This window comes from Streptomyces sparsus, from assembly GCF_054776295.1.
On sequence record NZ_BAAHCA010000347.1, the window covers coordinates 1 to 4,755 of the forward strand.

At 71.9% G+C, this 4,755-nt stretch carries 4 protein-coding genes; 2 read left to right on the plus strand and 2 right to left on the minus strand.

Annotated elements, in window-relative coordinates:
- Positions 1-116 precede the first annotated feature (116 nt).
- Together ACYVE9_RS16030 and ACYVE9_RS16035 are read right to left on the minus strand one after the other, a co-directional pair.
- Entirely contained in the window at positions 117-1,022 is a 906-nt protein-coding gene (locus ACYVE9_RS16030; protein WP_461028532.1) for a helix-turn-helix domain-containing protein, read from the minus strand.
- Positions 1,023-1,185: 163 nt separating this feature from the next.
- On the minus strand, positions 1,186-1,434 hold the full coding sequence (locus tag ACYVE9_RS16035; RefSeq protein WP_461028533.1) for a DUF397 domain-containing protein: 249 nt from the start codon (positions 1,432-1,434) through the stop codon (positions 1,186-1,188).
- Positions 1,435-1,621: 187 nt separating this feature from the next.
- Here ACYVE9_RS16035 and ACYVE9_RS16040 point away from each other — a divergent pair, with 187 nt between their 5' ends.
- Entirely contained in the window at positions 1,622-2,320 is a 699-nt protein-coding gene (locus ACYVE9_RS16040; RefSeq protein WP_461028534.1) for an ATP-binding protein, read from the plus strand.
- Positions 2,321-2,943: 623 nt separating this feature from the next.
- A partial coding sequence (locus tag ACYVE9_RS16045; RefSeq protein ID WP_461028535.1) for an ABC transporter ATP-binding protein occupies positions 2,944-4,755 on the plus strand: 1,812 nt, incomplete at its 3' end.

Genomic DNA, 4,755 nt, shown 5'->3' on the forward strand with positions numbered 1-4,755 from the left:
CCACCGGTCTTCACCGGTGGGCGGCGGGGCGGACGGCTGTGCGGACGGCCGTGCACGGAGGCGGGAGCCGCGAGCGGCCCGGCGGCCGTGGCGGGAGCGTCAGTAGTCCTCGGGCGTCAGTAGTCCTCGGCGATCCCGGTCAGAAAGTCGATGGTGCTGTCGTTGGTCTCCGCGGCGGCGCACAGCCGGTCCATGACCACCATGTACGTCTCCACCTCCGGGCGCTTGTCCAGGTAGAGCGCGCTGGTGAGCTGCTCCAGGTAGACGATGTCCGGCAGGTCCGGTTCGTGGAACCGCAGGATCGTCACCGGACCGCCCGCCGCGGCGAGTCCGCCGATGCGGAAGGGGGCGACCTGGAGAGTGACGTTGGGCTGCCGGGCGACGCGCAGCAGGTGCTGGATCTGCTCGCGCATCACCTCGGTGCCGCCCAGCGGCCGGCGCAGTGCCGCCTCGTCGATGACGGCCCACAGCCGCGGTGCCTGCGGCCGGGACAGCAGCTCCTGGCGGCGCATGCGCAGGTCGACCCGGCGTTCGATCTCCGCCTCGGACGCGCTGGCGTGCCCGAGCTTGGCCACCGCCCGGGCGTAGCCGGCGGTCTGCAGCAGACCGGGGATGAACTGCACCTCGTAGGTCCTGATGACCGACGCGGCCTCCTCCATGCCCAGCAGGGTCTCGAACCAGCTGGGCAGCACGTCGCTGTACTTGTGCCACCAGCCGGGGTTGTTCGCGTGCCGGGCGAGGGTCAGGAACTCCTCGCGCTGCGTCTCGTCCTGCACGCCGTACAGCGTGAGCAGGTCGGCGACGTCCCGCTCCTTGTAGCCGACCCGGCCCAGCTCCAAGCGGCTGATCTTGGCGTGCGAACCACGGATGGCGTCGCCGGCGGCCTCCCGGGTGATGCCGCGGGCCTCCCGCAGCCGTCGGAGGTGGGTGCCGAGCACTATGCGCAGTACCGTCGGCCCGCCTCTGGGCTGGGCGAGTACCCGGCGCACCGAGGAGTTGGACTCCGGCTGGGCTGAGGTCACGCCTGCTCCTGCATGCTCTGGGTGATGAAATGACCGCCCAGTGTCCCATCGGGGAGCACTGGTGTACAGCAGCGCAGGTGCGGCCGGTCGTTGCCGCTGGCATGTACCACCGGCAGTGCTCCGTACGGTCGGCCGGCCGTCGTCCCGCGTGGGCCGTACTCGGTCAGTTTCCGCTCCTGCCGAGCAGGTCGTCGAAGTCGCCGTCCTTGGCGCCCAGGATGAACGCGGTGATCTCGGCCTCGGTGTAGACCAGCGCGGGTCCGGCGGGGTGGCGGGAGTTGCGTACCGCCACCGACCCGTTGGGCAGTTCTGCCAGCTCGACACAGTTCCCACTGGGGTTGCTGCGGCGGCTCTTCCGCCACACGGCGCCCTGGAGCCTGCCGGCCGGAACACCGTTGTCAAACTGCTGCATCGTCTGCCTCTTCTCTCATTTTGATGCCCCCGCGCCCCGTGATGATCTCTGGCCGAATACTGCCTCACAAGTCCCTGTTCTTGCACATGTACTTGCATCCGCACTTGCAGCCGTAAGTACATGTGGAAGAGTATGGAACCGCAAGCGTGTTCCACCAGCACCCAGAGAGACGGCTGCGGGGTTCGTGATGACGGCACAACCGGCAAGGTGGGCGAGTCAGGGCGCCCCCGGAACCCCCAGCGGCTCCGGCCCCGGACATCCTCCACTCTCGCTGGTTCGGCGGGCGGCCCCTACCGCGCCGGCGCCCGGCCCCTCGGTCGGCCCGACGGCGACGTCCGGCTTCGCGGTCTGGACGCTGGAACCCGGCCCCCGCTCGGCGGGGATCGCCCGGCGCTTCGCCCAGTCGGCGCTCAGCGGCTGGGGCATGGACGAACTGGGTGACAGCGTCGCCGTCTCCATATCCGAGATGGTGACCAACGCCCTCAGCCACAGTGCCTGCCCCTGGGAAGATCCGTCGGCGCAGCCGGTGCTTCTCAGCCTGCTGCGCCAAGGCGAAACGGTTCTGTGCGCGGTCGTCGACGCCGGTGCCGGATCACCGGCGGTCTGCGAGGCCGACGAACTCGCCGAGTCCGGGCGCGGACTGCACATCGTCGACTGCCTCAGCGACGACTGGGGCTGGACCGCCCCCGGCCCCTGCGGCAAGGCCGTCTGGGCGCGGTTCTCACACAAGGGCGACGGTGTCTCCGCCGCCCCGGGTGACCTGCCCGACGTCGAGTGGGACCCGCTGACCCGCCTGCTGCTGCTCACCGAGATACTCGGCGGCAGGACTCCGAGTTGGCTTGATTCCCTCGGTCTCCAGCCCACCGAGGGCCGCCCGGCCGACTGAGCCCAGTCGGTTCCGGACCTTCGGCGGCCCTGGGGCGCTCGCCCCCTCGGAACCGACGCGTCCCCGGGTTCGAGACGTTTCCCCGGGCCCGCGCGTGTCCCGGGCCTGCCTCGCCCGCTGCGGCCGGCTACCGCACCCGCGGCCCGCTGCCGCACCTCCGCCCGGGCTCGTACCCCGGTGCGTGCCGCCGGGGGTCCAGCGGCTGCCGCTCCCTGCCCGCTCCCCTGCCGTGGCTTCCCGGTTCGAGCGGGGCACCAGGCCGCCCCCGCATGCTCCGGAGCGGACATCCGTACCCGCGCCCGGCCGGAAACGCCGGGGCCGTGACACGGGCGCCGACCGGACGCCGACCGCCGGGTGACGTGTGCTCCGGGCGCACGCCGTCGCACAGGCGCGTAGTGACGGAGTGCGGTGGGATGAAATCAGCGGCCGGCGGTGTTGGATCTTCCGGCAGCACTCAATCTTCACCGGAGGGACGCGGCGTGGCGGGAAGTGAGTCGGGGGGACCCGTCGAAGCGGGAGCGACCGGGAACGCGGGCGCTCCCGGCACACCGGGCGTACCGGGGGAAGCCGGCGCGTCCGGCGGCCCGTCCGTTCCGGAGGAGGCGCCGGCAGAGCAGCGGACCGTGCCCGGCTGGGCGCGGCGGCTGTGGACGCACTGCTGGCGGTACCGGCGCAACGTGCTGCTCGCCCTGGGTGCCTCCCTGGCCGGCATGGGCATCATGGCGCTCATCCCGCTGCTGACCAAGGTCATCATCGACGACGTCGTCGAGGGCGGTGACGGCGGCGCCATGGCGCTGTGGATCGGCCTGCTGATCGCCGCAGCCGTCCTGATCTACGGGCTGACCTACCTGCGGCGCTACTACGGCGGCCGGCTCGCCCTGGACGTCCAGCACGACCTGCGCACCTCCATGTACCGGGCGGTGATCCGGCTCGACGGCCGCAGCCAGGACGAACTCTCCACCGGCCAGGTCGTCGGCCGCGGCACCAGCGACCTGCAACTGGTGCAGAGCGTGCTCTTCATGCTGCCGATGATGATCGGCAACGTGCTGCTGTTCGCCGTCGCCCTGGTGATCATGCTGGTGCTCTCGCCGCTGCTCACCCTGGTCTCGCTGGCCGTCTTCCCGCTGCTGTGGCTGATCGCCGACCGCAGCCGCAAACGGCTCTTCCCGGCCACCTGGTACGCCCAGCAGCAGGCCGGCGCGGTCGCGTCCGTGGTCGAGGGCGCCGTGACGGGTGTCCGCGTCGTCAAGGGCTTCGGGCAGGAGCAGCAGGAGACGAACAAGCTGCGCGACGTCAGCCGCACCCTGTTCGCCGCCCGGCTCCGCACCGTCCGGCTGAACGCCCGCTACACGCCTGCCCTGCAGGCCGTGCCCTCGCTGGGACAGGTGGCCATGCTGGGGCTCGGCGGCTGGATGGCGGTGAACGGCCAGATCACGCTCGGCACCTTCGTCGCCTTCTCCACCTATCTGGCGCAGCTCGTCGGGCCGGTGCGGATGCTGGCCGCGATGCTCACCATCGGGCAGCAGGCCCGGGCCGGCGCGGAGCGCATCTTCGACCTGATCGACACCGAACCGCAGATGGCCGAGCGTGAGGACGCCCGCGAACTGCCCGCGGACGCCGACGCCTCCGTCGAGTTCGACCGTGTCACCTTCGGCTACGACCCCGACCACCCGGTGCTGGACGGCTTCAGCCTGCGCATCGAGCCGGGTGAGACGGTCGCGGTGGTCGGCACCAGCGGCAGCGGCAAGTCGACGGTCTCCATGCTGCTGCCGCGCTACTACGACGTCACCGGCGGCGCGGTGCGGGTCGGCGGCCAGGACGTGCGCGAGCTGACGCTCGACTCGCTGCGCTCGGCCATCGGGCTCGTGCCGGAGAACAGCTTCCTGTTCTCCGACTCGGTGCGCGAGAACATCGCCTTCGGCGCACCCGACGCCACCGACGAGGACGTACGCGCCGCCGCCCGGGCCGCGCAGGCCGACGGCTTCATCTCCGAACTGCCCGAGGGCTACGACACCCCCGTCGGCGAGCAGGGCCTCACCCTGTCCGGCGGCCAGCGCCAGCGCATAGCCCTGGCCCGGGCCATTCTCACCGACCCCCGGCTGCTGCTGCTCGACGACGCCACCTCGGCCGTCGACGCCCGCATCGAGCACGAGATCCACGAGGCGCTGCGCGGGGTGATGGCCGGGCGCACCACGCTGCTGATCGCGCACCGGCAGTCCACCCTGGCCCTCGCCGACCGCATCGCCGTGCTCGACGGCGGGCGCCTCGTCGACATCGGCACCCACGAGGAGCTGACCGCGCGCTGCGACCTCTACCGGCGGCTGCTCACCGACCCGGACGAGCTGGGGGACGTGGCCCGCGATCCGGCCGGGCTGGCCGGGCACGACGGCCACCGCGCGATCGCCGGCGTCACCCCCGAACTGTGGGTCCGGCGT

Excerpts from the sequence above, each read along its gene's own strand:
- ACYVE9_RS16035 (WP_461028533.1), bottom strand. The coding sequence starts at position 1,434 with ATGCAGCAGTTTGACAACGGTGTTCCGGCCGGCAGGCTCCAGGGCGCC.
- ACYVE9_RS16040 (WP_461028534.1), top strand. The coding sequence starts at position 1,622 with ATGACGGCACAACCGGCAAGGTGGGCGAGTCAGGGCGCCCCCGGAACC.